The sequence below is a fragment of the Arthrobacter ulcerisalmonis genome (assembly GCF_900609065.1).
In the GTDB taxonomy this organism is placed as follows: Bacteria; Actinomycetota; Actinomycetes; order Actinomycetales; family Micrococcaceae; genus Arthrobacter; species Arthrobacter ulcerisalmonis.
The window spans coordinates 22,611-49,314 of sequence record NZ_UXAU01000021.1; the positions used below are offsets into that span (position 1 = coordinate 22,611).

Below are 26,704 nucleotides of genomic sequence, written 5' to 3' on the forward strand. Positions count from 1 at the left end.
GCGGCTTCTATTCCGCAATGCGGAAACTCAATTTCCCCTTGTGGAACTAGTGTGATCGGGGTTACTTTTAGGCAATGCCCCCGACTCCGGGTGCTGTCCTCAAATTGATAGGCAAAGGTCAATGAAGATCCCCAACCCTGAGGCGCTGAAGGCGAGTCGGCGTCCGCGAAGAAGAAGCCCCTGTACAAGTCGCTCTTCTTCCAGATTCTGATCGCCGTCGTGGCAGGTGTGCTCATTGGGCATTTCTGGCCGGACCTTGGTTCACAGCTGAGGCCGCTGGGTGATGGCTTCATCAAACTCATCAAAATGATCATCGCGCCGCTGATTTTCCTGGTGATTGTGACCGGAATTTCAGCCGTTGGCGACGTCAAGGCGGTTGGACGGGTTGGCGTCAAAGCCCTTCTTTACTTCACTGCAGCAACACTCTTTGCCCTCGTTTTCGGCCTCATTGTAGGCAACATCGTCCAGCCCGGGGCCGGACTCAACATCGATCCGTCAACGCTTTCCCAGGCCGACGTGGACGCAAAGACCGGGGCCGCAACCCCGAAAGATGCGTCCTCCTTCATCCTGGACGTCATCCCGGCCAGCGTCATCGGCGCCTTTGCCAACAACAGCCTGCTTCAGGTGCTCTTCTTCTCCGTCTTCTTTGGCGCCGCGATTGTGGTCATCGGCCGCGATCGCTGCATGCCGGTCATCAGCTTGATGGAGACCGTCCTCGAGCTCATCTTCAAGATCATGTCCTGGATCATGCGGGTTGCCCCGATCGGCGCTTTTGGAGCCATGGCCTTCATCATTGGCCAATACGGGCTGAGCACCCTCAGTACCTACGCCATGCTGATCGCCGCCTGTTATGGCGCTGCGATCGTCTTCATCGGCCTGCTGTTCCTGGTGGCATGGGGCTTTGCCCGCGTACCCCTGTGGCACTTCCTCAGGTACACCCGCGAAGAGTTCCTCCTCGCCCTGGGCACAGCTTCCACCGAAGCCGTTATGCCCCGCATCATGACCAAGCTGACCAATGCCGACTGCTCCCGGGCCACCACTGGCCTGGTTGTTCCCACGGGCTACTCGTTCAACCTGGATGGCGCCGCCATCTACCTTTCCATCTCGCTGCTATTCTTGGCACAGGCGTTTGGACACAACCTGGACCTTGGCCAGCAGTTGGCCGCCCTGGGTGTCCTGCTCCTTACCTCCAAGGGCATGGCAGGAGTCCCCGGCTCATCATTCCTGGCACTGTCCGCCACGGCAGCAGCCCTGGGCATCTTCCCAGTCGCCGGCGTAGCACTCCTGCTGGGTGCCGACCGCCTGATGGACTCCATGCGGGTGGTGGTCAACCTCCTGGGCAACTGCGTGGCAACGTTCGTAGTGTCCAAGTGGGAGGGCCAGTTTGATCGCAGCGTGATGCTGCGGGCCTTCAATGGCGAGATCACCAACCATGACTCCGCCATCATGCTCGGCAAGGAAGAGGTCTTCGAAGGCCAGGAAATCCAGCGCCTGAGCGAGGGCCAGGACCCGTCACCGAAGTTCCGCGGCGGACCGCACCCCGAGGAAATCCCGCAGTTCCAGATGAGCAAGTCGGCTCGGGACGACACCTCCGCCCACTAGGACGCGCACCTCCCCGCCCCGCGGACTCGCGCACGTCTTATCTCGCACGAGCGGCCCTGCCCCGCTTGAGCTGCCTTGGCCAGGGCCGCTCAAGCGGGGCAGGGCCGTCTAAGAAGGTTCCGCTCAGGCACAGTGTGGGATAATCCGAGGGAGTGGTCCGAACCGGACCTAACCATCTTGGCGAGGAACTGACGTGGCGAATCCCCTGAACACCGGCTCGGTTGGTACCGCACCAGCCGCCCCCAGTGGCGTGACCACCATCCACAACTCGCAGGTCCCCAAGCACGAGCAGCTCCGACTCATCATCCTGCGGCTGGCCAAGGATGAGCTGCAGCCCGGCGCCAGGCTTCCCAGCGAGCGCACGCTGATGGACTCCTATGGCGTCAGCCGGATCACGGTGCGCGCGGCGATTGGCCGCCTGGTCAACGAGGGGCACCTGGTCCGCGTTCCCGCCAAGGGCACGTTTGTGGCGGATTCGCCCGTCCAGTCCAACCTGCACCTGGCCTCTTTCACGCAGGAAATGGAGGCAATGGGGCACGTTCCCAGCACGGTGGTCCTAATGGCAGAACGCGCCGCGGCCCCAGACCACGTAGCCGCAGATTTGAGCCTGGCACCGGGCGCAGATGGCTTCCACCTGCGCAGACTCCGGCTGGCGGACGGCAGGCCCGTCAGCGTTGACGATGCTTGGTACAACCCCGAATACGCCCCCGAACTCCTCGAGATCGACCTCACCAGCTCCGTGTACAAGGCGCTGGCCACCCGATTTGGCCACCAGATCGACAGGGCCAGGCAAAGCGTTCGGGCCGAAGGCGCCCCACCGGATATCGGGGCGCTTCTGGGCACCGGAACCGGAGCGCCGGTGCTGGCGTTCCACCGAGTTTCCTGGTCTGGCTCGTTGGCGATCGAGCAGTCACGGTCCTGGTACCGCTCCGACCGCTACTCCCTCAATATGGAAGTCCGGCTTTAGCGCACCCGCCCACCGCCAGCACTCGCAGCAGGGGCTTTCGTCACAGGCTGACCTGTTGACAGGGTGCAGCTTCCTGCTGGAAACTGAACTGGTTATAACCAGACAGAACCGGTTTCAGTGAGTTGTTGGTCCCAAACCCGCGAAACAACCCCGCCACGCCATCCTGAAAGAAGCTCCAACGCATGGAAATCGTCATCCTCCCCACCCCCGCCGATGTGGCCCGTAAGGCCGCCGACGCTATCGAGCAGCAGGTCCGCCGCGGCCCGTCCGTCCTGGGCCTCGCCACCGGGTCCACCCCGCTGGGAACGTACGAAGAACTGATCGCCCGTCACCGGGACGGCGGCCTGAGCTTCGGCCAGACGCAGGCCTTCCTCCTGGACGAGTACGTGGGACTGCCCACCGAGCACCCGCAGTCCTACCACTCAGTGATCCGGGACGAATTCACGGCCAGCGTTGATTTCGCCGCCGACGCCGTGCACGGCCTGAACGGGATGGCCACCGATCCGGAGGCCGAGGCAGCACAGTATGACGCCGCCATCGCCGCAGCAGGCGGCGTGGACATCCAGATCCTGGGCATCGGCACCGATGGGCATGTGGGCTTCAACGAGCCAATGTCCTCGCTCGCCTCCCGCACCCGGATCAAGACGCTGACCCAGCAGACCAAGGAGGACAACGCCCGCTTCTTCGACAGCATCGACGACGTCCCGGACCACGTCCTCACCCAAGGCCTGGGCACCATCCGCCAGGCCCGCCACCTGCTGCTGCTCGCCATGGGTGAGTCAAAGGCGGAAGCCATTGCGGCCGCCGTCGAGGGTCCGCTGGCTGCACTATGCCCGGCGTCGGTACTGCAACTGCACCCGCACGTCACGGTGCTGGTGGACGAGGCCGCTGCCTCGAAGCTGACGCACCAGGACTACTACCGCGACACGTTCGGACGGAAGCCGGAATGGCAGGGCCTCTAGCGACTGTTCCGGTCCTGGAACTCGCTGTCGAGGGCGTTTCCGGAGTCCGGTTGGCCGCCTCCGTTGGCGCAGCCCGGGTGGAATTGTGCGCAGCCCTCTCCGAAACGGAGGGGATCACGCCCAGCATCGGCACCGTGGCACAGGCCTGCGAGATCGGGCTTCCCGTGCACGTCCTGGTCCGTCCGCGGTCCGGCGATTTCACCTATTCGGCGGCGGAATTCGATGTCCTGGAGCGAGATGTGGTGGCCGTGATCCGTGCAGGTGCCGTAGGGATCGTGGTCGGCGTGATAGCGGCCGACGGCGGTCCTGACGTCCGTGCCACCCGTCGGCTTGCTGCGGCGGCCCGGGAGCAGTATCCGGCTGCCGAGGTCACGTTCCATCGCGCGTTCGACACTGTGCTGGCAAGCGGGTTCGACGCCGCGGAGGCTTTGCGGCGGCTGGCGGAATCAGGCGTTGACCGAGTCCTGACCAGCGGTGGAGCCACCGACTGCGCTGCCGGTCTAGCCACGTTGGGTGAACTGGTGGCCTTGGGTCGGGAGCACGCTCCGTCGGTTCAGGTCATGGCCGGCGGCGGGGTGACGCCGGAGATCGTTCCAGCGTTGGTGCGCTCCGGCGTCCATGCCGTCCACACGTCCGCGCGGCCGCGGGGACTCGGTGCCGCTCGCACCGACCAGCCCGACCTGGCATTTGCCCGCAGCATTGCAACAGCCTTGACCCTCGGAGGACCTGTATCGTGACCACGCACCAGACCCTACGCGGACGGATCGTGTCCGCGAGCCTGACCGTGGCTGACGGCATCATCGCGGTGGCGGACGGCGTGATCACCTTTGCCGGTCCGGCGTCGGACTTCACGGGCGAGGCCGGACCAGCCCAACCCGACCGCATCCTGCTGCCCGGCCTGGTGGACTTGCACTGCCACGGCGCGGTGGGGTCCGACTTTGCCGAGGGATCCGTGGCAGGTTCCACAGCCGCCGCCAAGTACCTGCACAGCCGCGGCACCACCACACTCCTGGCCAGTGTGGTCACCGGGCCGGCGGAGCAGACCCTCCGCAGCCTGCACGTTTTGCGGGATCTGGCCGACCGGGGGGTGATCGCGGGCTCGCACCTGGAGGGGCCGTTCCTGTCCTCGCACCAGTGTGGCGCCCACGAACCCAGCCTCCTGCGCGCGCCGGACCTGGACTACACAACCTCGTTGCTGGCTGCTGCTGGAACGTCGTTGGCATCGATGACCGTAGCCGCGGAACTGCCTGGGGCTGATGGGCTGGTGGACCTGCTGACGGAGCACGGCGTCATCCCATCGCTGGGCCATACTGCGGCCGAGACAGAGAAAGCTTCGGCGTTCCTTGCGCGGGCAGCGGCTGGCTTGGCGGCTGCCTCACCCGCTGGGCAGGACCGCACCAAACCCACCGTGACGCATCTGTTCAACGCGATGCCCAGCCTGCACCACCGCGCCCCCGGGCCGATTGCGGCGAGCTTGGACGCTGCGCGGGCCGGGAAGGCGGTGGTGGAGCTGATTGCCGACGGCGTGCATCTGGCATCGCAGACCGTGAAGCTGGTGTTTGACCTGGTGGGGGCTCAGAATATCGTCTTGGTGACTGATTCCATGGCCGCCACCGGGTTGCAGGACGGGCAGTACATGTTGGGTCCGCTTGGCGTCACGGTGGACCAGGGCGTTGCCCGGTTGGATACCACCGGCGCGATCGCTGGCGGGACGGCGACGTTGCTGGACGTGGTCGGCTCGGCAGTGTCTGCGGGCGTGTCGCTGGCGGACGCGGTGATATCGGCCACCTCGGTGCCGGCCTCGGTGCTGGGTCTTACCAAAACTGCCGGTGACCTGCGCGCGGGGATGCCGGCCGACGTCGTCATCACCAACCCGGACCTCGTCCTCGAAGGCGTTCTGCGGCGCGGCGAGTGGGTGGCAGAACTGCGGTAGGTGCTCGCAGGGCTGGGTTCGTCCAATCGCTGTAGTATTGCCGGATGCGCCCAGCCGTCCCGCCGGCGCCGATTCAGCGACCAAAGGTTTCTCGTGGACTCCATCGAACGGCCCATCGCGCCACTGCACCCCACCCGCGACGCATTGCTCGCCCTCGTGGTGGGACTCGCCGCGGGCATCATCGGCCTGGCGCCCTGGCTCCTGACCGGCGGCCGGCTCGCCCTGCAGAATCTCTGGGCCACGGACGTCAGCCCGGACAGCATGCCCCTGGCGCTCCTCCCGCTCAGCCAATACGAAACCACCACCATCGTGGCGCTGATTGCCACCGGCGGCGCGCTGGCCGGCGGCGTTTTTCGGATCTGGCGGCCCGTACGACGGCGGCTCGGCCTCGCGCTGGCAGCTACCGGTTTCGTCCTGGTCCAGATTGTCGCGGCAGCTCAGTCTTTCGCGGTTGTGAATGCCGGGTTGACGCCCGGATCGCAGTCCGAGCTCTACAGCGCCGGGCTGTTGCTGGGCACGGCCGCGTCCGTGATTGCGGGGGTGGTGGCACTGTTCATGCTCGCAGCCCAGTCCCGGGCTGTGGCCACCTTGGGCGTTGGCCTGATGGCCGTGCCGTTCGTCTCCTGGTTGGCCTACGGGGTGGCAAACCTGATGGGGCCCACCGGGATGCCCGAGCATCTGTTGACGCTCTGGCGCTGGCTGCCCGCAGTCCTGGTGGGTTTGGCGTTGGCTTGGTGCGGGGTGAAGCCGGCCGGCCGCGCCGTGGTGTGGGTGCTGAATCTGGTGTTGTTGTGGCTCGTCCCCGCGCTTTTCATCTCTGTGAACTATGTCCTGGGAACCCGCGTCCTGCTTGGCGACCTTGAGGAGATGCTGCTGGCGTTCCGGCAGATCTTCGCTGCGTCCTCGGGTCCGGCGGGAGGTGCGGCACTGTCAGTGGTCGTGGCGCTTGCGATTGGGCTTGCCGGCACCATCGGCCTGGCCGTATACCGGCGGGCCCGCAACCAGCCGGAGCTGGTTACGGACCCGCAGGAGTAGGGCTTTAGTGCCCGCCCAAGGTGATGGCGATTTCGTTCGGCACCACGTCCAGTTCCGCTGAGGCGGAGACCTTGCCGGTGGTCAGGTCCACGGCGTGCACGGTCTTGGAACCGGGCTCGGTGACGTAGCCGGTGTTGCCGTTGACCACGATGGCCGGGTGCGCGTCCTGCCACTCGGTGGGTCCCTGCCACGGTGCAATCACCGGGAACTCGTTGACGATCTTCCCGTCCTTTGGATCCAACACGTGGATGGAACCATCGGTGGAGAGGATGTAGGCCAACTCCCCCGGACCACGGGCAATGTCACGGAAGGTGTACTGGACCGTGTCTGGCAGTTTCACCACGTTGTAGGTGTGCTTTTCCGTGTCAATCAAGGCCACGGAGTTCAGCAGGTAGCCTTCCGCATCCGGATCATTCTTGTAGTCGCCCACCACAATGGGGCTGGTCTCCGATACGAAGGCGTTCCCCATCCGGCCATAGGTGTCCGGGGCGGTGAACTTTTCGAACTTCCCGTGATGGAACAGCAGCGCACCGTTTTCGCAGCCGAAGATCACGGCTTCATCGGCCGCCGTGCCTTCACCGTGAATGCCGGGGCAGTCGCTGCTTTGCGCTACTTCGTCCCAGTGACCGTCGTGGGGTTCCAGTGCCACCGCGCCGCTCCGCGACTTCTTGTCCCCCACCGTGGTCAGGAGCTTGCCGTCGGAGAGCACAATGGACACGCCGTGATGCGGTGCGGGCGCAGTGTAGGTGCGGGTTTCCGGCAGGGTGGCCCCGGAATTGCCCAGCGCCGTGCTGTCCAGGATGGTGGTTTTACCCGTTCCATCATCGAAGAGCACCGTGTTCCCGGCATGCCGCACCACATGCCCCGCTGCTGACGCGTCCACCACCAGGTCGGTGAGCTTGGGGGTGACGGTGTCCAGCAGCTGGAAGCCCGCGGAGGTGGTCACGAACACGTGCCGGCCGTCTCCGGCCGCGTTGAGCCGGGTGAACTCCTCGGACGGGAACTTCTCGACGACGGCCAGGCTGGTTCCATCCAGCACGCTGATTCCGCCGGGGTAGGAGACGGCGATCCGGCCACCGGTGATTGCCGAACCGGCTGACTCTGATGCAGCGGGGCTCGAGCTGGGTGCCCCCGCTGGGGTGGCGCAGGCCGAGAGCAGGAGGGTGAAACCGGCCAGGGCGGCGATTCCACCCAGTCGGGCTTTTTGTTGGCGAAACATGTGGATCCTCATTTTCTGTTGTGGTGCGGAGTCTGTTGTGGTGCAGGGTTTGTCGGGGTGCAAGGACTGGTGTGGTGCGAAGTTCGTGGTGGTTCGGCGTTGGCGCAGACGCGGACGTCAGGCAGTCAAGCCCTGGACGATCCGCTCAGTGTTAGCGCGCATCATGGCCAGGTAGGTGTCCGCGCCGCCGCCGGGTTCGGTCAGCGATTCGGTGAAGAGCGCCGCTACTTTGACGTCCACGCCCGCCTCACTGGCCAGCACCTGTACCAGCCGGTCAGGCTGGGACGATTCGGCGAAGATGGTGGGCACGCCGGCCTCGCGGATCGCCTTGCTGAGGTGGCGCAGGTCCGCGGCACTGGGCGCAGCCAGTGTGGTGCCGCCGGGAATCACTGCGCCAACCACGCGGAAGTCGAACCGTTTCGCCAGGTAACCAAAAACATGGTGATTGGTCACCAGGGCGCGACGTTCGGCAGGGATGGCGGCAAACGCCGTCGCCATGTCCGCATCCAGATCCTGAAGTTCGGTGCGGTACGCCGCGGCGCTTGCGGCCAGCTTCCCGGCATCGATTCCATCAATGCTGAGCGCAACCTTTTCCAGTGCGTCGACGACGTCGATCACGCCGGCGGGGTCGGTCCAAAAGTGCGGATCAGGCGTTCCCTCGGCGTCGCCGGCAGCGTAGGGCACGACGTCGATCACCTCGCCTGCCACCAGCGCAGGCGCACCGGCGGCGGTGGCCCGATCGAGGTGTTGTTGCAGCCCCTCCTCCAGGCCCAGCCCGTTGGAGACCAGCAGGTCCGCGCGGCCCATCTGGGCTGCCTGCTGGGCCGAGATTTCAAACGAGTGCGGGTCAGCGTTGGGCTGCATCAGCGTGACCACGTCCACCTGGTCACCCAAAACCTGCTGAGTCACATCCCCCAGAATGTTGGTGGTGACCACCACGGTCGGCTTAGTGGCAGGGGAACCTGCGCTCTGGGCACAGCCTGTCAGGGGTGCGCTGGCGAGCCCCAGGAGCAGCAGAGCGGTGGCGACCGGCCTGAGCCGCTTCATCTCCCCGTCTCCACGAGGTGGACCGGGCGGGTGGGCAGCTGCAGCGTTCGGGCCACCCGGGCGTTGTCTGCGTAGTCGATCTCGTAAACCACTCCCTCCGCGGGCGAGCTGACGTAGGCGCGCTGGGCGTCGACGGTCAGGGTGATCTTGCCAGCGTCGGGGTTGGCGAGGGACGCGGCCAGCACCGGTCCGGTGCTGGCGATCCGCTCCTTGGTGCCGGCGTCATAAACCTGGACTGTGCCGTCGGTACCGACCGCAACCACGTGCTTATCGGCGTCGTCCACTGCTGTTCCGGCCAGCAGCGGCGTCTCGGTGGGCAGCCACTCCCAGCTGCGCTGCCGGGTGTTGAGCAGCCACAGCCCGGCATCGGTGCCGCGGCCGGCAACGGTGGGCCGACCTTTTCGCGCGTCGAAGGCGGTGGCGGGCGCGGCGGATGCATCGGCTGGATACGGGATGCGCGTCAGGACGGGAGTATCGCCGTCGAGGGTGGCGAGCACCGCACCATCGGCGCAGCCGATCACCACGCCCACCCTGGTGGTGATGGTGCCTGCCGCATCGGGGCACGGCGTGGCGGCGAGTTCCTTGCCGGTGGCATCAACGGCGCGAACCCGTGCCGCTTTGCCGTCGTTGCCACCCTCGGATGCCCCGGCGGCCGCGGTCACCAGCGCGCCGGTTCCCAGCGGAGCAATGATGCCCTGGTGGGGCTCGACGTCGAGGCGCAGCGACTCCGCGATCCGGCCCTCCGATAGCGCGGAGTTCTCAAGCAGGACGGCCGTTCCCGTGTCTGGGAAGAAGAGTCCCGTGCTGCCCGCTGTGGAAAGCGGGCCGGTGGCCACGGTGGCGGTCCCGGCACCCTCAACCCGGCCCAGCATTTTTGGCTCCGCGCGGTAGTAGTGGAAGTGGTCCACGTGGTCCCAGGTCCAGGCGCCGCTGTCGAGGATGTCGACGCCGGAACTGTTGGCGGCGAAGACGTACCGTCCGTCGGTGCTTACTCCGGTGGCTGGCTGGACTGCGCCCAGGTTGGTTTCGGTGCCGTTGAGGAGGTCCAGCATGCTGGTGTTTCCGCTGGCATCCACCCCCACGAGGTGGAGCTGCGGTTCGGCAACCTCAGCTGCGCCGGTGATCTGGCCGTGCCCGGACGAGGCGTCGGCTTCGCCCGATTCTGTGCCCGCCGCGGTGCTGGACGCCGCAGTGCCCGGCTCTGCCGCGGGACTGCCGCACCCGGCCAAGACGGTGCAGGTGACGATGGCACCGGTCAAGACAACACCCGAAAGTGGACGGCGGGAAAAGAATTGGCGGGGATCCCGCGCGGCATTGGCGGGCTGGCCGGTGGACTGTGAACTGCTGAGTTTCATTGCTACTTTCCGGGGAGGGACATGGGGCGGGCAGAAACGAGGCTGGAGGCATCGGCGGGCGAGGTTGCTGCCGCCCGGCGACGGCTCACCTGGGCCGCCAGCCCGGAGACTGCAGCGAGGGCAATGGCAGCGGCGGCAATCGATGCCCCAGCGGCCGTTCCCGCATACCAGGAGCACAACAGGCCCAGCAGTACCGCAAGGATTCCGAAGGCGGCAGCAACGGCCATGCGCAGGGGGATACTGCGGGTCCACGGACCGGCGGCGACGGCGGGCGCCAACAGCAAACCCACCACCAGCAGCGACCCCACGGCCTGGTAGGAGGCCACCACGGCGAGGGTCACCAGGCCCACCAGCGCCACCTGGGCGAGCTGTGGCCGGAGCCCCAACGCCGTCGCGATCCGCGGGTCGAAGGCCGCGGCAACGAAACTGCGATGCAGGGTCACCACCACCAGCAGCGCAACCGCCGCTGCGCCCAGGAGACCCAGCAGGTCGGCGTCGTCAATGGCCAAAATGTCGCCGAAAAGCATTGCTGTGGCGTCCGTGGCGAAGGAGCGCGAGGAGGAGACGATGATGACGCCGAGCGAGAGCATGGCCACGAAGAGCAGGCCAATGCTGGTGTCGTAGGAGAGCCGGCCGCGGCGTTGCAGGAGGCTGATCAGGGCGCTCATGGCGATGGCGCTGACCGCGCCGCCTACGATCACCGGTGCACCCGCCACCGTGGCAAGCGCGACGCCGGGCAGCATGCCATGGCCGATCGCCTCACCAAGGAATGCCATGCCACGGATGACCACCCAGGTTCCTACGAGGCCGCAAATGAGCGCGACGAGGGCGCCGCCGAGGAGGGCCCGGAGGAAGAAGTCAGCGGTAAAGGGGTCTATCAGCCAATGCACGGACCCCACCGTACATCTAATTGAGATTCATTATCAAAAAGGCTTAGACTGACTCGTGCTCACTTCCGAAACTGCCCTGCAGGCCCGCGGCCTCCACTTCAGCTTCGGCCAACAAACCGTGTTGACCGACGTGGACGTGGACCTCACCTGGGGTACCGTCACGGCCATTGCCGGGGCCAACGGGGCGGGCAAATCCACCCTGCTCGAGTTGCTCGCGGGAGTCCGCAAGCCCGCCAGCGGTTCAGTGGACCGGGCCGATGAGGTCGCGTTGGTGGTCCAACGCATCGCGGCGCCCGACACCCTGCCTCTCACCGTGGCCGACGCGGTCGCGATGGGTACCTGGGGAACGCGAAAGCGGGGCCGGGTGACGTTGAGCCGGTCCGACCGGCGCGCCAGGATCGCCGAAGCACTGGAGCGGGTGCGCCTCGCGGATCTCGCCAACCGCCCCTTCACCGAGCTATCCGGTGGACAGCGCCAGCGGGCCTTGATCGCGCAAGGCCTGGCCCGGCAGGCGAGGATTTTTTTACTCGACGAACCTGCCACCGGGCTCGACGCCGAGAGTCGCGACCGTACCCGCACCATCCTGCAGGCAGAAGCGGACCGGGGTGCCGCCGTCGTCTGCGTCAGCCACGATCCGGAGGCGATCGCGGCGGCAGACGCTGTGGTGATGCTCGGCGGCGGCCGACGGGTCGATTAAAGCGCAAGCGCCAGGAGACAACGACCGCGCCCAAGAGCTACCTTTCTCACCGTCGGCCGCCCAAGCTAATGGTGAGTAAGTTCCGCCCCGCCGTGTAGCCCACGTTTAGAGTTCGGCTTGCAGCTCGGCCAGACTTACACGGTGGCCGTCATCCTCCGTGGCGGGTAATCTGCACACGTTCGTGACCATAATTCGCTTTATTAACGAGGTCTGGCAAGTGTTCGCGGAAGGCCCCGATAGTGACGGAGTTCGGGGCATCCGGCGGCTATGGTGGAAACTGTGACGAACTGGCCGGGCATGGGTCGCCCCAGCGCCAGGATCACTCGAACTTTGTTGGCTGTACGCAGGGAGATGCCCCATGATCGAGATTCTGAACCAGGCCGAGATAGCACGCGGCCGCGACACTGGCGCGCTGGTGGCAACCATCTTGCAGACCATCAAGGAACGCAGCACGGTGGGCACCAACTTGCTGGAGATCGATGGCTGGGCGAAATCCATGATGCAGGCCGCTGGGGCAGAGTCTTGCTACGTGAATTACGCGCCAGCTTTTGGCCGCGGCCCGTTTGGCCACTACATCTGCACGTCGGTCAATGACGCGGTGCTGCACGGCCTCCCCCACGACTACGCCTTGGCCGATGGCGATCTGCTCACGCTTGACCTGGCCATCTCGAAGGCCGGGATTGTTGCAGACTCAGCCATCAGCTTTGTCGTGGGAACCGCCTCGGCCGAAGATCTGGCACTCATCGACGCAACCGAACGGGCGCTCGCTGCAGCGATCGCGGTAGCCGAGCCCGGCGTCAAGATGGGCAACATCTCCTATGCAATCGGCGCCGTCCTCCGCGACGCCGGCTACCCCATCAACACCGAGTTTGGCGGCCACGGCGTGGGCTCCACCATGCACCAGGATCCGCACATTCCCAACATGGGCCGTCCGGGCCGCGGCTACAAGCTGCAGGCCGGACTGCTGCTGGCCATTGAGCCGTGGGCCATGGTGGACACTGACAAACTCGTGACAGACGCGGACGGTTGGACGCTCCGCAGCGCCACAGGTTGCCGCACTGCGCACAGCGAACACACGGTGGCGATCTCGGCCAGCGGCGCGGAAATCCTCACGCTGGCCAAGTAGTCCGCGCCCAGGACGTGCGGTCCGGCCGGTGACTCTGGTCAGCTTTTGCTACAGTCCTTCTTCCCTTACCCTTTCCACGAGTTCCAATTTTGTTCTGGTAGGCCACCCGGCCTCGGTGTACTTCCGTTTCACCCGTTCCAGATACTCCCTGGCCGTGCCGTAGGCGATCCCGGCTTTCCTCGCCGTGGCAGCCAAGGTTGCCCCGGAAGCATAGGTGCGCAAGACCAAGGCCTCCTGCGCGGAGAGACGGGGCCGCTGCGGTCTGCTGTCGGTGCTGAGCAGGAAAGCAAGTTCCGGACTCACCACCAGCTCTCCGCGGGCGGCGGCCAGGATGGAATCCACCAGAGTGGGTAGATCGTTATCTTTGGTGATGTATCCGGCCGCCCCTGCTTCCAGGGTGGCTAATACATGCTCCTGGTCCGGAATAGTGGATACCACCAGCACCACCGCGCCAGTTTCCAGCACATGCCGTACGTTCTCACTTGGCGTGCTGCCGTCGCGCAGGTTGAGGTCCAAAAGCACCACCTGAACATGCTCTGCCCGGTCCAGGAACTCCGCCACGGTTCCCACCGTCAGCACCAATTCGACCTCCTGCGATGGCGCCAACCAGGCTTGCAAGCCTTGCAGCAGCATCCGGTCGTCGTCTATCGCGGCAATCCTCACCACGGTCATTTGGGCCACATCAGTTCCACGCTGGTGCCCTGCCCCGGGCTGCTGTCGATCACGGCGACGCCACCCACTTCGGTCATCCGCGCAGCGATGGACTGGCGGAGGCCCAGCCCTGGCGGGGTTGCTATCGGGTCGAAGCCCCTGCCGCGATCGGTCACTGAGACCACCACGGACCCGGGACGGTCACCACCCACCCCGGTGATCCAGGCTTCAGATTCTCCGGAGTGCTTCACCACGTTGTTGAGCGCTTCGCGGCAGGCATCCCGAACCGCAAAAACCACCTCTTCGGGGAGCATGGTTGGCAGCTCGGCAACGTGTTGATGGACCCGCACGCCCAAAACGGCCTGGGTGCGTCCGACGGCGGCCAACTCGCCCTGCAGTTGGTTGGCGGCCGATCGGTCTGCGGACGAGATGATGGACCGCAGGTACTCAGCGTCGGCCGCGCAACGACTTTGAACGTCCGGATCGGACGCGTCCAAGGTCCCCCTGGCCAAAGCGCTCAGTGTGGACAGTACGGTGTCATGCAGGGTGCGGTATTGCTTGGCTCGCTCGGCGTTCTGCCGTTCCTCGGATTCCCGCCACGCCACCGCAGCCTGCATCTCCTGGGTCAGCTTTGCCAAGGATGTCGCTTGGGTTTGCAGGCGTTGACCAGTAACACCGGCGACGACACCCACCACCACCAAAAGCAGCGCCGTCGAGAAGAAGGACAAAACCACCTGGGTGTTTTGCAGCATCCCAACGCTCGAGCCCACAGCAATACCGAGAATCAGCACTGCGAACGCAATCGGCAACTTCCGTAGCGGAAAGAGCAATGCCACCGTCACGACGCATCCGAGGGCAGGCGGAATGGCAAAATTTGACCAACTCAAGGCGTCCTGTGGATAGCAGGACAGCCCCGCCACCACCGCGGCAGCCGCGGAAATGCCCAGATCGAACCACACCGACCAAGACGGTACACCTCGCCTGCTGAGCGTCATGGTCACCCAGACAACCGACCAGAGCGCCTGTACCAGATATCCGGCCAGGGCAAGTGGCATGTGCTGCACACCGAGTCCCAGCCCGAAAAGCAAACCAACCGGCCAAATCAGCACCTGTCCGAACCGCAAGGCGGCAAGCAGCCGCAGGAACTGCGTCCGTAGCAGCGCCGGTTCGGGCTGGCCCTCTAACAGTGCATCATTCTGCATGCTCCAATTGTGGCCCACGCAGTAGGTACTGCCTGTCGGCAGAAATGCCGACAGCAGTATTTCCGTCATGACAAACCGATTCAGGGCGGCAAAGCTGATAATGCAATAGCGCGATCATCAAGCACGATCAACAAAGAGGTCCATCATGAATACTCGTCCCCGACCGCTCAGCTCGTTTGCCCTACTCGGAACCGTCGGCTTGTTCGCTTTGACAGCATGCGGCACCGGCGGTGCTCCGGTAGGCGCTCCAACCACATCCCAAACAACTGAAACGTCGCGCAGCCCCGAAGCAACGCCGGCCACTCCCGCAACGTCATCGGCTACCCCCAGCACCCCGACCGCTTCGACTCCGCCAAGCACTTCGAGTGCCAGCATTGCGATTCCGTCCTTGAATCCGGCGGCAGCGGTGGTCAAGGCTGGAGCAACAAACACGGTGAAATCCTCGGCGTCAGAAGTGAATCTCACGTGCCAGGGCGGAAAGATCGTTATTGAGACCATTGGCGCCTCCGTAAATGTCTCCGGGCGCTGCGAGTCCATTGAAATCACCGGAAACGCCAACAGCGTGCGGGCGTCGGACATCGGGTCGGTTTTAATCGACGGTATCGGCAACGATCTGTCCGGGGGCCAAATCGATTCGGCAATCATCACCAGCACGGCCGAGCCCCAGGCCGGGGCCAACACCCTGAAAGCCTTCGGATTGGGCACAGTCAGTATTACCGGGATCGGCAATACGGTGGCCTCAGCCAACATCGTCACCGTCAAAATCAGTGGCGGCGCCAACACCGTGACCTACCAGGGCACAGCTCCCGACTCCGACGTAGACGGCGAAGGAAACAGCGTCGTTCCCGAATAGCTAGGCAGCGAAAGAACGGTGTGGTGCACCAGGTTCACCCAAGGCATCAGCACACCCAGATCGGTGTCCCGCAAGAGGGTGTGATCACGCCAGAACCCTAGCCCCGGGGCAAGGCCTGCAAACATGGCCTATGCAACATTCGACTCCAACGACCGGTCCGCGATGGCGCGCAAATCGGCAGCAGAGACGTTGGCGCCGAAGAGGTAGTGACCCGGTTCCAGAATTTTGCCGGCACTCAGCGCACCGAGATCCACCGGATCGAAGCCCAGATCGTTGACCAGGTCAGCCACCAGGGCTCGGGCGTCGGCACGATCGCCTGCCACGGCAATAGCCTTCCGGCCAGGCGTTCCGGCAGGCCGTGGTTCGTCATTCATGTCGTGGTAACCCATGTGATTGAAGGCCTTGACCAGCACCGATGCGGCCAAGAACTCTTGGACCAGCTCACTGGTGCTGGCCTCCGGTTGCGCAAGATCGTCGCGCAGTCCGTCAACCTCCCACCAGTAATTCATGGCATCCACCACCACTTTGCCCACCAACTGGTCTGCTGGGATGCTGCGGTATTTGCCCAGCGGCAAAGCAAGAATGACGACGTCGGCCTCCGCAGCCGCGCGCCCTGCCGTGACGGCTTCGGCCCCCGGGGCCAAGACCTCGATGGTCAGCGCAATCGCGGCCGGATCCCCCGACGCGGCGACGAGGACCCGGTACCCGGCGGCCACGGCCAACCGGGCCAGCACGGTACCCACCTTGCCGGCACCCAGGATGCCAACCGTCGTCGGACGTCCCATTGCGGAGTCCGTCACGCTGCGTCGCCCGGCCGGCCCAGGATGTCCCGCACCATGGGGATGACCTCTTTGCCGTAGAGCTCCACGGCACGGAGGCGGGCGCTGACGGGGGTGGGGCCACCGCCGTAGATGAGGTCGAAGCGGCCAACGTTCAAGGCCTTGATGGCGGCAGCGATCCGCTTGGCCACAGTGCTGGGCGAGCCGACGTAGAGGGAACCATGTTCCACTTCCTGGTCGAATTCGCGGCGCGTCAGGGGCGGCCAGCCACGGGTAGCGCCAATCCTGTCGCGCATGACCTTGTAGCGCGGGTAGTAGATCTCGCGGGCTTCCTGGTCGCTGTCCGCGATGAAGCCCGGCGAGTGCATGCCCACCGGATGTACGGTGGTGCCGAACTGGCCAGCGGCCTTCCGGTAGAGGTCCACGTACGGGGCGAAGCGTTCGGGGCTGCCGCCAATAATGGCCAGCATCATGGGCAGGCCGTATTTGGCGGTCCGGATGACCGACTGGGGCGAGCCGCCCACGCCCACCCAGGTAGGCAGGCTGCCAGATTCGGTTTTGGGGAAGACATCTGCCTCATGGAGGGCTGGCCGCATGGTCCCGGACCAGGTGACGGGTTTTTCTTTCAGCAATTCAGCGAAAAGTTCAATCTTTTCTTCGAACAGCGTCTCGTAGTCAGCCATGTCGTAGCCGAACAGCGGTAAGGATTCCGTGAACGAGCCGCGGCCCAGAATGATCTCCGCACGGCCATTCGAGAGCGCATCCACGGTGGCGAACCGCTGGAAAACACGCACCGGATCATCGGAGCTCAGCACGGTCACGCCAGAGCTGAGGCGGATGCGGTTGGTCACGGTGGCAATGCCTGCCAGCACGGTTTCAGGTGATGAGACGGAGAAATCGGGCCGGTGGTGCTCGCCCACGGCAAAGACGTCCACGCCCACTTGGTCAGCCATGACGGCCTCGGCCAGCACCTGGCGGATCGCTTCTGGATGGGAGGCCATGGTTCCAGCGTCGGTCTCCGGGAGATCACCGAAGGTATCGAGGCCGAATTCGAGATCCTGCATTGTGTGCTTCCTTCTCTTTTGGTTGACACGTCAATTATGCGAACATATAGTTGATATGTCAACTAGAGGATGATCATGAGCACACCCGCAACACCGAATCGACGACGGAAGTCGCCCACCGCCAGCCAGCTCGGCGCATGGCGCTCCTTCATCGAAACGTCCGAGGCGGTGAAGAACCTCATCGCAGCCCGGATGCAGGCGGATTCCGGCCTGTCCATGCCGGACTATTCGGTATTGCTGGCACTGTCCGAGAGTGCCAATGGCAGGATGCGTTCCTCCCATCTGGCCGAGCATATTGGCTGGGAACGCAGCAGGCTCTCGCATCACCTGGGGCGGATGGAGCGCCGGGGGCTGATCACCCGCGAGGCGGCCACCGGGGACAGCCGGGGCGCCGACATTGTGCTGTCCGATCTTGGCGCGCAATCCTTCCGGAACGCGTCCTCGCCGCACCTGCACGCCGTCGCCGATCTTTACATCGCTGGGCTGAGCGACCAGCAGCTGCACGCCGTGGCAGACGCCATGCGGACCCTTCAGGCGCACCTGGACAGCCCCCAGAATTAACGCCGACGACGGCGGCCCACCACTTCGATCAGCCCAACGCACGCTGCGGCCAAGGCAGCGAGGAGCAGCAGGGCGGCTTGGCTCAGGTCTGCAAACTGCAGGAAGTCCCGCGCCAACGGCAGCAGGTACGCCAGCGCCAGCCCCGCCACCATGACGGCAACAACGCCAGCTTTGAAGGGCGTGATGGGGCGGGCCAGAACGGCGAGTACCCACAAACCGGCTACACCCAGCAGCAGCACGGAACCGCTGCGAATCTCCGGTTCCGGCAAACCCCAGCTCGCCGTGACCCGCGCGAACACCGCGAGCGCCACGGCAATGACCACGCCGGCCGGTATCGCGAAAGACAGCGAGCGTTTGAGGAAGCCAGGAACGTAGCGGCGGGTGTTGGGCAGCAACGCCAGGAAGAACGCCGGGATCCCGATGGTCAGTCCGTCCGTGAGCGATAGTTGGCGCGGCAGGAACGGGAACGGCAGAAACAGCACGCCGAAGATCAGCGCCAGGACAATGGCGTAGGCGGTCTTGGTCAGGAACAGCATGGAGACCCGTTCAATGTTGGCGATCACCTGCCGACCTTCAGCCACCACCACCGGGAGGTGGGAAAACTTACCGTCCAGGAGGACCAGTCGCGCCACGGCCTTGGTGGCTGCTGCCCCGGACTCCATGGCAATGCCGATGTCTGCTTCCTTGATGGCGAGCGCGTCGTTGACGCCGTCGCCCGTCATGGCCACGGTCCGGCCGGCCGCCTTCAGCGCCAGCACTATCTCCTTTTTCTGGTCGGGGCTGACGCGGCCAAAGACCACATTCTCGTTGAGGACCTTGATCAGTTCCTGTTGGTCTGCCGGGAGGTCGCGGGCATCAAAGCCCTGCGGTGCTACCAGGCCTACGTCGCGGGCAATCGCCGCTACCGTCTGTGGGTTGTCGCCCGAAATGACCCGCACATCCACTCCCTGCTCGGCGAAATAGGTGAGGGTCTGCTGCGCGTCCGGCCTGACGTTTTCGCGGAACGTCAGCAGCGCCACGGGTGCGGCGTCGGCGGGAACCGTTTCATCCGCCGTCGGACTTCCCTGGGCCAGCACCAGCGTGCGGCGACCCGTAAGGGCCAGTTCCGCAGCCTTGGCGTGCAGGTCTTCGTGGCCGGCATTGGCGGGGAAGACCATCTCCGGCCCACCCAGGATCCACATGGTCTGACCAAAGGTGACGGCACTCCATTTCCGGGCAGAGGAAAAGGCCACCCTGTCCGCCGGCTGCCCCGTAGGCTGCGCCGCGTACTCCGTGGCGAGGCTCCGCGCGGTGGCGTTCGCGTCGTTTTGGACGCCGTACCAGGCCAGGACGCTTTCCCAGCCAGGCGTTGCGTCTGGATCCTTCGGGTGCGCCGCCGGAAGCGGCTGCGCGGCTGGAAGTGGGTGCGCGGCGTCGAAAATGATGTCGCCGAAGGTGAGCGTGCCGGTCTTGTCGAGGCAGATGATGTCCACCCTGGCCAGGCCCTCCACGGCAGGGAGTTCCTGCACCAAGACCTGCTGGCGGGACAGTTTCACGGCGCCCACGGCGAAGGTAATGCTGGTCATGAGTACCAGTCCCAGGGGCACAGCGGCCACCACGGAGGCAATCGTTGCCACCACTGCGTCCCGCCACGCATCGGTCCGGGTTGCTACTCCCCAGCCGCCCACCGCCATCATCTGCGCATTCAGCACGATCAAACCGAGCGGTCCGATGAGCCACGCCACCCATTTCAACACCCGGTCGATCGAGGTGCGCAGCTCAGATCTGACCAGCGAGAACCGTTTCGCTTGGGTGGCAATCCGGTTGGCGAACGAATCTGCGCCCACCCGAACTACCTGGGCCGCCCCCTCACCGGCCACGACCACCGAACCCGAGAGGACGTAGTCGTCCGCTACCTTGTCGATGGGGTCCGATTCGCCGGTGAGCATCGACTCGTCCAGCTGCAGCCCGCGCCCCTGCAGCACCCGGCCATCTGCGGGCACCTGGTCGCCGGCGCGGAGGATCAGAAGGTCATCGAGCACCACCTCGCCCACCGTGATGTCCTGCTCGACGCCGACCCGCAGGACGCGGGCACTCGGGGCGTGGAGCAGTGCGAGCCGATCCAACGCGCGCTTGGCCCGATACTCCTGCACGGCACCGATCACCGCGTTGAACAGCGCAGCGAGCCCGAACAACGCATCCTGCCAGCGATCCAGCACCAACAGGACCAGGAAGCAGGCGGCGATGATGCCGTTGAACAGGGTGAACACGTTGGAGCGAACAATTGCCCACAGGCTCCGGCTGGTGTCCTGGTCAAAGGTGTTGGTTTGATGCTTGGCCACACGATCGGCAACCTCGGCAGCGCTCAAGCCATCCCCCAACGGTGCAACGCGCGTGGCAGTCATTGCCCCATTCTGCGGTGGGCTTGCCCGTTTAGGAAAGAGTTCGCAGGTGAGCGGCTTCAAATGCTGGACGCCGCGGCAACGCAGCGGGGAAGATCAACCATGGCCACCCCACCGTTTGCTGCACCTGACTCCGCCGCTACCTGGTTCGCGGCGTACGGTTCCGGCGAAGCGGTGGTGGCGTTGCACCCCGGCGGCATCGACGCCCGGTCTCTGGACGCCACCGTCCTCCCGCTCGCCGAGCAGCTGCGCGTGTACACGCTGGAACGGCGCGGGCACGGCCGCACGCCGGATGTCGCCGGCCCCATCAGCTATGAACTGATGGCGCAGGACATGATCGCGTTCATCGAGTCCCAGGTGGGCGAGCCGGTCCACCTGCTGGGCTGCAGTGACGGTTCCGTGGTGGCCCTGACCCTTGCCCTGCTGCGGCCAGATCTGGTCCGGCGGCTGGTCCTGGTGGCCGGGGTTTTCCACCGGGAGGGATGGACCAGGAATCCGGAGGTTTCGGACGACGGCGGCGGGACTGACGACGGCCCGGCAACGGACTCCGGGGCCGCAACGGATGACCCGCTGCCGGAGTTTTTCCGCGAGGCCTACGCCGAATTGTCACCGGACGGCGGTGACCACTTCGACGTCGTGATGGCCAAACTGGACCAGATGCACGCGACCGAGCCACAGTTCACCACCGCCGACCTGGCGGGCATCAAGGCCCGGACTCTGGTGATGATCGGCGACGATGACGAGGTGAGCCTTGAGCATGCGATCGCCATGTATCGCGGGCTCCCCACGGCAGAACTCGCCGTGGTCCCCGGCACCTCACACGGCCTGCTGGTAGAGAAGCCCGATCTCTGCAACCGGCTCATCCTCGCGTTCCTAACCCAGGACGCCCCGCCCACGTTTGCGCCGATCCGCCGGGCCCGGGCTGCTGCTGGAGGGAAACCGTGACCTGGCTCGACGACATGGAATCTTCGGCCGCCAAACGCTGGGCCAAGTCGGTGCGAAATGCTGAAGGTGCTTGCACAGCCGACCCGTCGTAAGGCTTTTGCCGATAAGTGACCTTCCGTCAAGCTGAGCGCTGCGTATTTAATCAGATGCATCATTTTCGGGGCGCAGCCGTCCGGGTTAGCATCAGGCACGACGGGCGAGAGAGCCCGTCAGGGAGCGAACTGGAGCGCACCCGAGGTTTCCAGCCATGCGTAGAAGGAAACCTGGTCCCACAGTTCCTTGTACCGCCGCCTGTGGCCTTCCAAGGTCAGCACGTATTGCCAGGCTGTGTCTCGGTCCAGCCTCTTGATACGGACGAACAGCTTCAATAGGTCCCAAGTGGTCATGTAGGAAATACCATGATCGACTGCAAAGCCCAGCGCACCGTTGTCATCGGTGATAAACGTGGCGTCCAACTGGCGGTTCATGATGATCGAGAGGCTTTCCGCTTCGCCAAGATTGGCGGCGGGGCCGTCGCCTGCCTTTTTCAGCCGTGTCTGGAAGACCCGTGTGTCCGAATTCTCAACAGGGGTCTCCAGTTTCAACGGTTCCCCGAAAATGCCCGGTGCTTCGGCAAGCTGCTCAAGTCCGCTCACCTGCGAACTCTTGGCGCACTCCTCGGAGACCGTGTAGCACCAGGTCGAGCGCCCTTCGGCTACCAGCCGTAGAAGATCCATCCGGCCGATCTGTGCGAAGTTCACGAGCACCGTGTTGTCCGGCAGGAAAAGCCGGCCGCTCAACCCTTGGCCACCAGCCCCAGTTCAGCCGCCAGATCGTCGAGGTTGACACTCGCGGACTGCGGGGGGTGCACCTCGATCTCTTCGGGCGAGACGTCCAGCATCCATGCGAGCGTCTCCTTCGCCACCTTTCCCGTCGAGGCGGCCTCCATGTGAGCTGCGATCAGGGCTTCCGGGAAGCGGCGCTCCGCGGCACGCTGGGTTCGCGCGGCAACCGCGAAGGGGGAGAAAGACGTCCCTTCCAGAGGCCGGCTGAAAACGTCGAAGGTCGAGAGCTCCAGGAGTTGCCACACCTCGGCGCGGGCCGTGAGCGACAGCTTCCGCAGGCGGTTCGCGAGATATTTCGTCGATACCCCATGGTCCCACAGGAAATTGACGACCTCGAGCCACGTGGTCTTCGCCCAGTCGACGGCGCGCATCGTCGCTTCGGGAAGCAGAAGCTGCGCGGCAAAGTCGAAGGCAGGGCCTTCTTTTACGTCAGACGCGGCCTCGTCGCGGTCGTTGAAGTGGCCGAGGTAGATGTGGCCAAGCTCGTGCGCGATGTCGCTGTTCTGGCGGAACCAGTTGCCGCTGCGGGGAACGACGATGCAATAGCGCCCTCCGGCTCGGAGGGCGTAGGCGGACGTGACGCCCTCGACCCGAACGACGTCAATGTCGAGGATCTCTTCGACGCGGGAGACGAAATCACCGACGAAGCCGGCGCCCAACTGCTCACGGATTTCATCCGGACCTGCAACCGGCGTGAGTGCGTCATTTCTTCCCTGGTACACCTGGCGGTACGCCAGCTCGATGTTGTCCAGCGTCTGACTAATACTTTCGTCCTTGCCCTCAACATAGCGTCCGGCATAGAAGTCGTATTCGTGACGTGCAGCGATCCGCGCTTCAAAGGGATCGGCCTCTCCTGTGGCCAGCCGGTACATGGACGTCGAAAGGCGCTCGGCAAGGTGGGCAAGCTCGATGCTCGTAAACGTCCGCTTGCCATTCAAGGACCTGGACAAGACATCGGGGGTCATTCCGACGGACGCGGCGATTTCTTTTTCGGGCACACCTATATGCAGCTCAGCGATGCGCTGACGGATCCGGGTGCCTACAGTCTCCATGCACCTACCCTACCCTCAATTGGGAATTTCCCAATTGAGGGCGACGGGCCGTCGAGCCGTCAGCGTCACAGACAGCTCGCTTGGTGGCATCTAGGACGGCGCATCTCCATTAGTGGACAAGGTTGTATACACCTGGGCTGGAACGGCCTCAAGGGCTTTGCTGAGAAGAGTCTCCAAGGGCACAGCAAGAGGTGATCGGTTTACGTCGATGACCTCAGTCCACAGAACAGGCTTGTACCGAGTAATCATCGATAGGGCGTAAAGAAGTGTCCACCAAGTTAAGAGTGGATCCAGTGACTGAAGGCTGCCCCGGGTAGCGGGCATGAGCGCCGTGCTACCCCGGAGGATGCGCATGGGTCCTTGCCGTCCTTCATGGGAGAAGACCGCCTCGTCCGTCCGGATGCCCTTGTCCTCGGAATATGATCCCCCCTTAAACCTCAATACCCGGGCTTCTCTGAGGTCTGGGTAAAGCTCACGCAGCTTTTCTGCATCGTGATCCATTTCTTCGTCAGTCGCCTGCAGCGTGAAGGTATTCTCCTGCGCAAAGCCGCTACTTGCATAAGGCTTGTCGACCCACCGTGGTTCTATGAAATTTCCTATCGGATGGTCCAGATGAACCTCTGGGACCATATGCCAGAGCTCTCCCAGGGAAACGGGCGTCGACAACGAAGATGAGCGAAGGAGCGAAGCTAAACGTCCATACGACGTATCGTCGTTCCCCTCAGCTCTGACCTCAATTTCCCAGAAACTCTTGGCCTTTGCTGACTGGAAATTTGCGATGCGAAGACCGTGTCCGCTCACCTCTGGGGACTTCCCCATATTTGGGGGAGTGAGAGCAGCGGCGATGGCGCGACCAGCCTGCGAAAGGCCGTAATAGAGATTCAGGGACCGAGACTCGAATCCCACACGAGCAGCTGCTTCGAATTGCTGCTGCGCCTGCTCCAAGGAGCTAGTAAAGAGCATTCGCCGCGATGAGGGCATGCCGGTGGGTGCTCCAGAGCGCAATGCTCGGATTCGCCGCCACGACTCCTCGGGCGAGTCGGATTCAATCTCGAAGTACCTTCTTGGCATGATGCCAGTATGGGGGAGATAGTCTCTATTGCTCGAACCTGATGAATGGGATTTCTGTAGGGAGTTGCTAGCAGCTACTTCTACTCCCGCACTTTAAACGCCGATAAGTGACGTCATGTCCTGTTGACCCTGCGCAGTACCTCCAGATGCATCTTTCGCGGAATCTCTGCGGGGCCCGGTCCCTCAGACCTCGGAGGGACTTCGGAGCGGTCTACCTTCGCACTCGAAGCAGCAGGACTGGACGTCACGTTCGAGGGCCAATTGGGCTGCGACCGATTCGAACTCCCCAATTCCTGCCCGGATGCGCTTGTGTCCGGATCTCTGGTCATACCCCTAACGACGAAACCGGCCCGAGTGAGAATGCTTCTGGGGCATGCCGACCAGCGGCCCAAGCTTTACCTCGTCTAAACGATCGGGACTGCCCCCGAGTCGACAAAACCCGGGGCAGTCCTGAAGAGCAAATCGGTGTAGAAGTCGTCGCCGTCGAAGTCGACCTGAACTTGACGGCCGACGAAGGAGAACCTCAGCCGGAGATCCCGTTGCGTCTTCGGGATCCATCTGGTGCGAGCGTCCGTGAGTTCCCATTCCGCAACATAGCCGAAAGTCCAAGCAGCTCAAAGTAATAGGGCCCCTTAGCGATCTGTTGAGCGGGTTCGGACTTGGGCGCCATAACCCGGGTCACCAGGCTGTTGCCCAAAATTGGACCGTGCCGCCCTTGTTCGCTCCTTGGCCGTATTCATAAGATTGTTCTCATCGTGTTTCCGGTTCCCTCGTTGTGACACTGTAGTTGTCCGGGCCAGCACCGGAGGTGCCGGCGGTCGAGGTCAGAGCCGCTGTTTCGCTGTACTGCCAGCAGACTCCAGCAGGGTGGCGTTATCCTCGCCGCTCCAGATACAGCACGTCCCGCCCAAACGACACCACCAACAAGGCAAGAGACGCCGCACTGACGACGGGGGCCGCCGCCACCGGGAATAGTGGCACCAACGCGAGGCAGAGGGCGATCCCCTGGACTGCCGCCGTCGTCCGCCGGAACTGGCTGAACGGCAGCGGCGCCCGGAGCAACGGCCGCAGCGCCGAAGCCGCGACAAACAAGTAGCGCAAGAGCCCGATCAGCAGGATCCACCAGCCGGCGGTCGCCGCCGCCGGGACGCTGAGGACCAGGAGCAGCGCGGCATCCGTTTCCATGTCCAGGCGTGCACCGAAGGGGCTGACGGTGCCTGTGCGGCGGGCCACGGCGCCATCCACTGCGTCCAGGATGAGGGCCGGAACGGCGAGCACCAGCAGCCACCACGAGCGCATCGGCAGTGTTCCCAGCAGCGCCAGGATCACCACGGCAGCGCAGCCCAGGACCAAGAGTCCCCTGCCGAGCGTCACCCAGTTCGCCGGGGATGCAAGAACGGCGGTGCTAGAGGTAGTCCGCAACGTGCTCCCGGGCAATCTCCAACAAGGTGGTGTGGAAGGCGACCTCCGCAGGTGCGTAGACCTTGTCCTGGCGCTGGGCCAGCAAGACGCGACGCAGCGGGGCAGCGGCCCCCAGGCTCAGGACACGGATGTCCGGGTGTTGCAGCGCCACCGCGGTTTTGGGCACGATGGCGACGCCCATGCCCACACTGACCATGGCCTGGGCCTCCTGGTAGTCGTTCGCCAGGAAGCCGATGGTGGGTTCGAAACCGGCGGCGTTGGCGGAGCGTTTCAGGACTTCCACCACCGGGTGCGAATCTGCGCGGACAATCCACGACTCCTTCTGCAGATCCGCCATCCGCACCTCGTCACGATCGGCAAGATGGTGCCCCTTGGCCACCAGGATCACCGTGCTTTCTTGGAACACCTCCGTGATGCGGATGGAGTCATCGTGAAAGCGGTTCCAGGGATAGTCCCACAGCAGGCAAAGTCCCGTGTCACCCGACTCCAGGTCCGAGACCAGCTCCTCAAAACGAGCGCTCCGGACTGACAGGGCGATCGCCGGATACCGCTTCTTGAACGCCCTAATCACCAATGGCAGGAACGATCCCGCCAGCGTGGGAAACGTTCCGATCGACAGCGAACCACTGCGCAGACCAGCCATCTGGTCGAGATCGTTCTGGGCCGCCCGCATCTGCCCCACGATCTTCCGGGCATGCCCGGCGAGGACCTGGCCAGCCTCGGTGGGCACCACCCCGCGAGACCGGCGGTTCAACAGGGGTTGTCCCACTTCCTGCTCAAGTTTGCGCAACTGCTGGGACACGGCAGAGGGCGTATACATCATCAAATCGGCCGCCGCAGTAATGGATCCCTGCTCCACCACCTCCACGAGGAGCGCCAGGCGGCGAATATCGAATAATTCTGAACCCTGATCCTTAAGCATCGCTTAATCCTTCTGTGCTTTTCGTTCATTCTATTCAGGATGGTGCGATTCTGCTGTTTACGCTGCTGCTTTTCGCGCCGTCGGGCGCATAAGTCCACCGATCCATCACTGCCCCATCAATGATTGAAGTTTTTCTACATACCC

At 64.3% G+C, this 26,704-nt stretch carries 26 protein-coding genes and 1 pseudogene; 11 read left to right on the plus strand and 16 right to left on the minus strand.

Features of this window, described 5'->3' with window-relative positions; all coding sequences use genetic code 11:
- Window positions 1-121: 121 nt before the first annotated feature.
- The 6 genes and pseudogenes from PSET11_RS07585 to PSET11_RS07610 all read left to right on the plus strand — a co-directional run bounded on the left by PSET11_RS07585 (window position 122) and on the right by PSET11_RS07610 (window position 6,499).
- Window positions 122-1,602, plus strand: a pseudogene (locus tag PSET11_RS07585) (cation:dicarboxylate symporter family transporter).
- Window positions 1,603-1,795: 193 nt separating this feature from the next.
- Window positions 1,796-2,569, plus strand: coding sequence for a GntR family transcriptional regulator (locus PSET11_RS07590; RefSeq protein ID WP_238989078.1), 774 nt, complete (start codon window positions 1,796-1,798; stop codon window positions 2,567-2,569).
- Window positions 2,570-2,751: 182 nt separating this feature from the next.
- Window positions 2,752-3,531 carry a glucosamine-6-phosphate deaminase gene (gene nagB, locus PSET11_RS07595; protein WP_124091507.1) on the plus strand — a complete coding sequence of 260 codons (780 nt, stop codon included), beginning with the start codon at window positions 2,752-2,754 and terminating at the stop codon, window positions 3,529-3,531.
- Window positions 3,516-4,268 (plus strand): copper homeostasis protein CutC, encoded by a 753-nt coding sequence (locus tag PSET11_RS07600; protein WP_124091508.1) that lies wholly within the window; start codon window positions 3,516-3,518, stop codon window positions 4,266-4,268. Before nagB ends, PSET11_RS07600 begins: the two co-directional genes overlap by 16 nt.
- On the plus strand, window positions 4,265-5,464 hold the full coding sequence (locus PSET11_RS07605) for an N-acetylglucosamine-6-phosphate deacetylase (protein WP_124091509.1): 1,200 nt from the start codon (window positions 4,265-4,267) through the stop codon (window positions 5,462-5,464). Before PSET11_RS07600 ends, PSET11_RS07605 begins: the two co-directional genes overlap by 4 nt.
- 93 nt (window positions 5,465-5,557) lie before the next feature.
- Complete coding sequence (locus PSET11_RS07610) at window positions 5,558-6,499, plus strand: hypothetical protein (protein WP_238989079.1); 942 nt, start codon at window positions 5,558-5,560, stop codon at window positions 6,497-6,499.
- Window positions 6,500-6,503: 4 nt separating this feature from the next.
- Here the strand turns inward: PSET11_RS07610 and aztD are convergent, their stop codons facing one another.
- From aztD to aztB, 4 genes are all read right to left on the minus strand, one after another.
- On the minus strand, window positions 6,504-7,730 hold the full coding sequence (gene aztD / locus PSET11_RS07615) for a zinc metallochaperone AztD (protein ID WP_124091510.1): 1,227 nt from the start codon (window positions 7,728-7,730) through the stop codon (window positions 6,504-6,506).
- A gap of 105 nt (window positions 7,731-7,835) precedes the next feature.
- Complete coding sequence (gene aztC / locus PSET11_RS07620) at window positions 7,836-8,765, minus strand: zinc ABC transporter substrate-binding protein AztC (RefSeq protein ID WP_124091511.1); 930 nt, start codon at window positions 8,763-8,765, stop codon at window positions 7,836-7,838.
- Window positions 8,762-10,120, minus strand: a complete 1,359-nt coding sequence (locus PSET11_RS07625; RefSeq protein ID WP_203415930.1) for an ABC transporter — start codon at window positions 10,118-10,120, stop codon at window positions 8,762-8,764. The genes aztC and PSET11_RS07625 overlap by 4 nt, the downstream gene beginning before the upstream one ends.
- A gap of 2 nt (window positions 10,121-10,122) precedes the next feature.
- Window positions 10,123-11,010 carry a zinc ABC transporter permease AztB gene (gene aztB / locus PSET11_RS07630; protein ID WP_124091512.1) on the minus strand — a complete coding sequence of 296 codons (888 nt, stop codon included), beginning with the start codon at window positions 11,008-11,010 and terminating at the stop codon, window positions 10,123-10,125.
- Window positions 11,011-11,065: 55 nt separating this feature from the next.
- Between aztB and aztA the strand changes: the two genes are divergently transcribed.
- Complete coding sequence (aztA, locus tag PSET11_RS07635) at window positions 11,066-11,707, plus strand: zinc ABC transporter ATP-binding protein AztA (RefSeq protein ID WP_238989080.1); 642 nt, start codon at window positions 11,066-11,068, stop codon at window positions 11,705-11,707.
- A gap of 148 nt (window positions 11,708-11,855) precedes the next feature.
- Here aztA and PSET11_RS17165 read toward each other — a convergent pair whose 3' ends face one another.
- Window positions 11,856-11,945 carry a type II toxin-antitoxin system prevent-host-death family antitoxin gene (locus tag PSET11_RS17165; RefSeq protein WP_124091537.1) on the minus strand — a complete coding sequence of 30 codons (90 nt, stop codon included), beginning with the start codon at window positions 11,943-11,945 and terminating at the stop codon, window positions 11,856-11,858.
- Window positions 11,946-12,065: 120 nt separating this feature from the next.
- Between PSET11_RS17165 and map the strand changes: the two genes are divergently transcribed.
- Entirely contained in the window at window positions 12,066-12,833 is a 768-nt protein-coding gene (gene map, locus PSET11_RS07645; RefSeq protein WP_124091513.1) for a type I methionyl aminopeptidase, read from the plus strand.
- A gap of 48 nt (window positions 12,834-12,881) precedes the next feature.
- Here map and PSET11_RS07650 read toward each other — a convergent pair whose 3' ends face one another.
- The 3 genes from PSET11_RS07650 to PSET11_RS16635 form a co-directional block, all read right to left on the minus strand.
- Window positions 12,882-13,505: a response regulator gene (locus PSET11_RS07650; RefSeq protein WP_124091538.1), complete on the minus strand. Its 624-nt coding sequence runs from the start codon at window positions 13,503-13,505 to the stop codon at window positions 12,882-12,884.
- Complete coding sequence (locus PSET11_RS07655; protein ID WP_124091514.1) at window positions 13,502-14,686, minus strand: sensor histidine kinase; 1,185 nt, start codon at window positions 14,684-14,686, stop codon at window positions 13,502-13,504. The genes PSET11_RS07650 and PSET11_RS07655 overlap by 4 nt, the downstream gene beginning before the upstream one ends.
- A 117-nt stretch (window positions 14,687-14,803) precedes the next feature.
- On the minus strand, window positions 14,804-15,118 hold the full coding sequence (locus PSET11_RS16635; RefSeq protein ID WP_160118971.1) for a hypothetical protein: 315 nt from the start codon (window positions 15,116-15,118) through the stop codon (window positions 14,804-14,806).
- A 22-nt stretch (window positions 15,119-15,140) separates the two neighbouring features.
- On the opposite strand from PSET11_RS16635, the gene PSET11_RS16640 reads away from it, so the two are divergent.
- On the plus strand, window positions 15,141-15,539 hold the full coding sequence (locus tag PSET11_RS16640; RefSeq protein WP_160118972.1) for a DUF3060 domain-containing protein: 399 nt from the start codon (window positions 15,141-15,143) through the stop codon (window positions 15,537-15,539).
- A gap of 128 nt (window positions 15,540-15,667) precedes the next feature.
- On the opposite strand, the gene PSET11_RS07665 is transcribed toward PSET11_RS16640, so the two are convergent.
- The gene (locus PSET11_RS07665; RefSeq protein ID WP_345788820.1) at window positions 15,668-16,339 is read right to left on the minus strand and encodes an NADPH-dependent F420 reductase; all 672 of its coding nucleotides are present in this window, start codon (window positions 16,337-16,339) and stop codon (window positions 15,668-15,670) included.
- Entirely contained in the window at window positions 16,336-17,382 is a 1,047-nt protein-coding gene (locus tag PSET11_RS07670; RefSeq protein ID WP_124091516.1) for an LLM class flavin-dependent oxidoreductase, read from the minus strand. The genes PSET11_RS07665 and PSET11_RS07670 overlap by 4 nt, the downstream gene beginning before the upstream one ends.
- A gap of 75 nt (window positions 17,383-17,457) precedes the next feature.
- Between PSET11_RS07670 and PSET11_RS07675 the strand changes: the two genes are divergently transcribed.
- Window positions 17,458-17,943, plus strand: a complete 486-nt coding sequence (locus PSET11_RS07675) for a MarR family winged helix-turn-helix transcriptional regulator (RefSeq protein ID WP_124091517.1) — start codon at window positions 17,458-17,460, stop codon at window positions 17,941-17,943.
- On the opposite strand, the gene PSET11_RS07680 is transcribed toward PSET11_RS07675, so the two are convergent.
- A complete protein-coding gene (locus PSET11_RS07680; protein ID WP_124091518.1) occupies window positions 17,940-20,327 on the minus strand; it encodes an HAD-IC family P-type ATPase in 2,388 nt (795 codons plus the stop codon). The genes PSET11_RS07675 and PSET11_RS07680 overlap by 4 nt on opposite strands.
- A 99-nt stretch (window positions 20,328-20,426) precedes the next feature.
- Here PSET11_RS07680 and PSET11_RS07685 point away from each other — a divergent pair, with 99 nt between their 5' ends.
- Window positions 20,427-21,269: an alpha/beta fold hydrolase gene (locus tag PSET11_RS07685; RefSeq protein WP_124091519.1), complete on the plus strand. Its 843-nt coding sequence runs from the start codon at window positions 20,427-20,429 to the stop codon at window positions 21,267-21,269.
- Window positions 21,270-21,478: 209 nt separating this feature from the next.
- Here PSET11_RS07685 and PSET11_RS07690 read toward each other — a convergent pair whose 3' ends face one another.
- The 5 genes from PSET11_RS07690 to PSET11_RS07710 all read right to left on the minus strand — a co-directional run bounded on the left by PSET11_RS07690 (window position 21,479) and on the right by PSET11_RS07710 (window position 26,560).
- Window positions 21,479-22,009 (minus strand): hypothetical protein, encoded by a 531-nt coding sequence (locus tag PSET11_RS07690; protein ID WP_124091520.1) that lies wholly within the window; start codon window positions 22,007-22,009, stop codon window positions 21,479-21,481.
- A 35-nt stretch (window positions 22,010-22,044) separates the two neighbouring features.
- Window positions 22,045-23,145 (minus strand): ImmA/IrrE family metallo-endopeptidase, encoded by a 1,101-nt coding sequence (locus tag PSET11_RS07695; protein WP_124091521.1) that lies wholly within the window; start codon window positions 23,143-23,145, stop codon window positions 22,045-22,047.
- 90 nt (window positions 23,146-23,235) lie between these two features.
- Window positions 23,236-24,216: a YaaC family protein gene (locus PSET11_RS07700; protein ID WP_124091522.1), complete on the minus strand. Its 981-nt coding sequence runs from the start codon at window positions 24,214-24,216 to the stop codon at window positions 23,236-23,238.
- A gap of 873 nt (window positions 24,217-25,089) precedes the next feature.
- Window positions 25,090-25,590, minus strand: a complete 501-nt coding sequence (locus PSET11_RS07705) for a CDP-alcohol phosphatidyltransferase family protein (protein WP_203415932.1) — start codon at window positions 25,588-25,590, stop codon at window positions 25,090-25,092.
- A gap of 31 nt (window positions 25,591-25,621) precedes the next feature.
- Window positions 25,622-26,560 (minus strand): LysR family transcriptional regulator, encoded by a 939-nt coding sequence (locus PSET11_RS07710; RefSeq protein WP_124091524.1) that lies wholly within the window; start codon window positions 26,558-26,560, stop codon window positions 25,622-25,624.
- Window positions 26,561-26,704 lie beyond the last annotated feature (144 nt).

Bases quoted from the DNA above. Each gene is read 5' to 3' on its own strand.
- nagB (WP_124091507.1), top strand. From the start codon at position 2,752: ATGGAAATCGTCATCCTCCCCACCCCCGCCGATGTGGCCCGTAAGGCC.
- PSET11_RS07600 (WP_124091508.1), top strand. From the start codon at position 3,516: ATGGCAGGGCCTCTAGCGACTGTTCCGGTCCTGGAACTCGCTGTCGAG.
- aztD (WP_124091510.1), bottom strand. From the start codon at position 7,730: ATGAGGATCCACATGTTTCGCCAACAAAAAGCCCGACTGGGTGGAATC.
- aztC (WP_124091511.1), bottom strand. From the start codon at position 8,765: ATGAAGCGGCTCAGGCCGGTCGCCACCGCTCTGCTGCTCCTGGGGCTC.
- PSET11_RS07625 (WP_203415930.1), bottom strand. From the start codon at position 10,120: ATGAAACTCAGCAGTTCACAGTCCACCGGCCAGCCCGCCAATGCCGCG.
- map (WP_124091513.1), top strand. From the start codon at position 12,066: ATGATCGAGATTCTGAACCAGGCCGAGATAGCACGCGGCCGCGACACT.
- PSET11_RS07650 (WP_124091538.1), bottom strand. From the start codon at position 13,505: ATGACCGTGGTGAGGATTGCCGCGATAGACGACGACCGGATGCTGCTG.
- PSET11_RS07655 (WP_124091514.1), bottom strand. From the start codon at position 14,686: ATGCAGAATGATGCACTGTTAGAGGGCCAGCCCGAACCGGCGCTGCTA.
- PSET11_RS07670 (WP_124091516.1), bottom strand. From the start codon at position 17,382: ATGCAGGATCTCGAATTCGGCCTCGATACCTTCGGTGATCTCCCGGAG.
- PSET11_RS07675 (WP_124091517.1), top strand. From the start codon at position 17,458: ATGAGCACACCCGCAACACCGAATCGACGACGGAAGTCGCCCACCGCC.
- PSET11_RS07680 (WP_124091518.1), bottom strand. From the start codon at position 20,327: ATGACTGCCACGCGCGTTGCACCGTTGGGGGATGGCTTGAGCGCTGCC.
- PSET11_RS07685 (WP_124091519.1), top strand. From the start codon at position 20,427: ATGGCCACCCCACCGTTTGCTGCACCTGACTCCGCCGCTACCTGGTTC.
- PSET11_RS07695 (WP_124091521.1), bottom strand. From the start codon at position 23,145: ATGGAGACTGTAGGCACCCGGATCCGTCAGCGCATCGCTGAGCTGCAT.
- PSET11_RS07700 (WP_124091522.1), bottom strand. From the start codon at position 24,216: ATGCCAAGAAGGTACTTCGAGATTGAATCCGACTCGCCCGAGGAGTCG.
- PSET11_RS07710 (WP_124091524.1), bottom strand. From the start codon at position 26,560: ATGCTTAAGGATCAGGGTTCAGAATTATTCGATATTCGCCGCCTGGCG.